This is a genomic window from Ruegeria sp. AB8, assembly GCF_056542605.1.
This window is the reverse complement of the sequence record NZ_JBQGAB010000058.1, coordinates 2,501-6,222: the sequence shown is the minus strand read 5'-3', so window position 1 is coordinate 6,222 and position 3,722 is coordinate 2,501. Positions and strand designations below refer to the sequence as shown.

The following is a 3,722-nucleotide window of genomic DNA, read 5'->3' as shown; positions in this document are numbered from 1 at the left end:
TGGTTGCGGGAGTAGGATTTGAACCTACGACCTTCAGGTTATGAGCCTGACGAGCTACCGGGCTGCTCCATCCCGCGTCAGTGTCAGATTTTTGTCATCGTCAGAGAGAAGGGGGATTTTGCTAGGTTTGGCGGTGACCTACTCTCCCGGGGCTTAAGCCCAAGTACCATTGGCGCGGCAGTGCTTAACTTCCGGGTTCGGGATGGGACCGGGTGTTTCACTTGCGCTATGACCACCAAACCGAGGAAAATCCCCGTCGCTCTTTTTGCGAAGCAAAAAGGCGACGCGCAGGAGGCAGCGTATTCGCGAAGCGGATGCGCGTTCCTGCACGGTTTTTATGTCAATCAACATCGCGGCTAGGCGCTGCGAAGTTATCCATGTTTACTGAGGTGTATGTTTTTGATTTTGTCTTTCCATTACTGGATCAAATCAAGCCTATCGGGCGATTAGTACCGGTCAACTGAACGCATTACTGCGCTTACATCTCCGGCCTATTGACGTGGTGGTCTTCCACGGCCCTCAGGGAGACCTTGTTTTGAGGGGGGCTTCCCGCTTAGATGCCTTCAGCGGTTATCCTGTCCGATCATAGCTACCCAGCACTGCCGTTGGCACGACAACTGGTCCACCAGTGGATCGTTCACCCCGGTCCTCTCGTACTAGGGGCAACTCCTCTCAAGTCTCCTACACCCACGGCAGATAGGGACCGAACTGTCTCACGACGTTCTAAACCCAGCTCACGTACCTCTTTAAACGGCGAACAGCCGTACCCTTGGGACCTGCTCCAGCCCCAGGATGAGATGAGCCGACATCGAGGTGCCAAACACTGCCGTCGATATGGACTCTTGGGCAGTATCAGCCTGTTATCCCCGGCGTACCTTTTATCCGTTGAGCGATGGCCCTTCCACTCGGGACCACCGGATCACTATGGCCGTCTTTCGACTCTGCTCGACTTGTCAGTCTCGCAGTCAGGCTGGCTTCTGCCATTGCACTCAACGAGCGATTTCCGACCGCTCTGAGCCAACCTTCGCGCGCCTCCGTTACGCTTTAGGAGGCGACCGCCCCAGTCAAACTACCCGCCACGCAGGGTCCCGGATCCGGATAACGGACCGCGGTTAGACATCAAGAGTGCGAAGGGTGGTATCTCAAGGGAGGCTCCACAGGTACTTGCGTTCCTGCTTCAAAGCCTACCACCTATCCTGCACATCACAATCCTGATGCCAGTGCGAAGCTGTAGTAAAGGTGCACGGGGTCTTTCCGTCTAACCGCGGGAAGCCTGCATCTTGACAGGCAATTCAATTTCGCTGAGTCGATGTTGGAGACAGCGGGGAAGTCGTTACGCCATTCGTGCAGGTCGGAACTTACCCGACAAGGAATTTCGCTACCTTAGGACCGTTATAGTTACGGCCGCCGTTTACCTGGGCTTCAATTCAAGGCTCTCACCTCTCCTTTTAACCTTCAGGCACCGGGCAGGCGTCAGACCCTATACGTCGTCTTGCGACTTCGCAGAGCCCTGTGTTTTTAATAAACAGTCGCCACCCCCTGGTTTGTGCCCCCAGCCCCTAGTTGCCTAGGAACCGGGCCTCCTTCTCGCGAACTTACGGAGGTATTTTGCCGAGTTCCTTCAACATCGTTCTCTCAAGCGCCTTGGTATGCTCTACCAGTCCACCTGTGTCGGTTTAGGGTACGGTCTGATGGAGGGCTATTTCCAGGAACCACTCAGCAGCCCAATCAATCCGATAAGATTGAACTACACCTGTGATCCGTCACATCCTCCTGGCCTAGGAATATTAACCTAGTTCCCATCGCCTACGCCTTTCGGCCTCGGCTTAGGGGCCGGCTTACCCTGCTCAGATTAGCTTTAAGCAGGAACCCTTGGACTTTCGGCGAGAGTGTCTCTCACACTCTTTGTCGCTACTCATGTCATCATTCTCACTAGTGATCTCTCCACCGGATCCCTCACAGGCCGGCTTCATCGAAAGAACTCGATCCGTCATTACACCCGCTGATATTTCACAGGTGGATGCAAATACGGATGAGTTCTATGTCACACTACGCTCTGCTACCATGCCTTACGGCATCCTAAGCTTCGGCTCATGGCTTGAGCCCCGTTACATCTTCGCCGCAGGACAACTTATTTAGACCAGTGAGCTGTTACGCTATCTTTAAAGGATGGCTGCTTCTAAGCCAACCTCCTGGTTGTTTTGGTCGTCCCACCTGCTTTCCCACTTAGCCATGAATTGGGGGCCTTAGCTGTAGGTCAGGGTTGTTTCCCTCTCCACTACGGACGTTAGCATCCGCAGTGTGTCTGCCATCTAGTACTCCCGGGTATTCGGAGTTTGGTTAGGATCAGTAAGCCTGTGGGGCCCCATTACCCATCCAGTGCTCTACCCCCCGGGGTATTCGGATGACGCTCTACCTAAATAGATTTCGCAGAGAACCAGCTATCTCCGAGTTTGATTGGCCTTTCACCCCTAGGCACAGCTCATCCCGATCCTTTTCAACGGATGTGGGTTCGGTCCTCCAGTAAGTGTTACCTTACCTTCAACCTGGCCATGCCTAGATCACTCGGTTTCGGGTCTGATCCCACGAACTCATTCGCCCTATTAAGACTCGCTTTCGCTACGCCTACACCTAACGGCTTAAGCTTGCTCGTGAGACCAAGTCGATGACCCATTATACAAAAGGTACGCCGTCAGCTCGCAAGGAGCCTCCGACTGATTGTAGGCGTTCGGTTTCAGGTACTGTTTCACTCCCCTCGTCGGGGTGCTTTTCACCTTTCCCTCACGGTACTGGTTCGCTATCGGTCAGCAAGGAGTACTTAGCCTTCGAAGGTGGTCCTCCGATCTTCAGACAGAATTTCACGTGTTCCGCCCTACTTAATACGTCCGTCAAAGCTTCGAATACGGGGCTGTCACCCGCTATGGCCATGCTTCCCAACATGTTCTTCTCACTTATCCGGCTCGGCTGGTCCCCGTTCGCTCGCCGCTACTAGGGGAGTATCAATTGATTTCCTTTCCTCCGGGTACTTAGATGTTTCAGTTCCCCGGGTTTGCTCTTAAAACCCTATGTATTCAGGTCTTAAGTACCTGTTTAAACCCCATATTGAGTATCTATCTCACAACTAGGTTGTGAGGGGATAACAATATGAAGCTTTCAGGTGGGTTGCCCCATTCAGAGATCCATGGATCAAAGCTTATTCTCAGCTCCCCATGGCTTATCGCAGAGTATCACGTCTTTCATCGCCTCTTGCTGCCAAGGCATTCACCAAACGCCCTTCTCGCGCTTGATTTGATCCAGAAAAAGAAAGACACGACCTTGGTCGTCCTACCGCCTATTCGGCTACTTGAGGACATGAACTCTTCCGGCCTTCGGCCTTCACAGTTCGGGGGTCGGATCAATCGAGACCGCCCAGCTGGTAACTAAAGGCAGTCATTCTTCTGAACCAAAAACATACATTTCCCGCCCCCGCCACTTGGACGAGGACAATTGAGCAACCCCATATGGTCTCTCAGCCGTGCAGCTGATCAACGCAGGTCGCTCGGGTTAGTATATTTGACTTGGACAACTCTGTTCTTTTCGATCGCGATACGCATGCCAGGCCGGCTAGACCCAGACCGCGCCGCTCATCCGAAGATGAGAACGACCGAGATCAGCGCCACACTCGGCGCGATCAAACAGTGTTGATTGATTTCTCTCTATACGATGTCAATTGATGTGTCCGT

At 53.2% G+C, this 3,722-nt stretch carries 1 tRNA gene and 2 rRNA genes; all 3 read right to left on the bottom strand.

Annotated features, from left to right (window positions below):
- The 3 genes from ACR0CG_RS23400 to ACR0CG_RS23390 all read right to left on the bottom strand — a co-directional run bounded on the left by ACR0CG_RS23400 (position 1) and on the right by ACR0CG_RS23390 (position 3,289).
- Positions 1-77: transfer RNA gene (locus ACR0CG_RS23400), tRNA-Met, on the bottom strand.
- 48 nt (positions 78-125) lie between these two features.
- Positions 126-240, bottom strand: a 5S ribosomal RNA gene (gene rrf, locus ACR0CG_RS23395).
- Positions 241-425: 185 nt separating this feature from the next.
- Positions 426-3,289: ribosomal RNA gene (locus ACR0CG_RS23390) — 23S ribosomal RNA — on the bottom strand.
- Positions 3,290-3,722 lie beyond the last annotated feature (433 nt).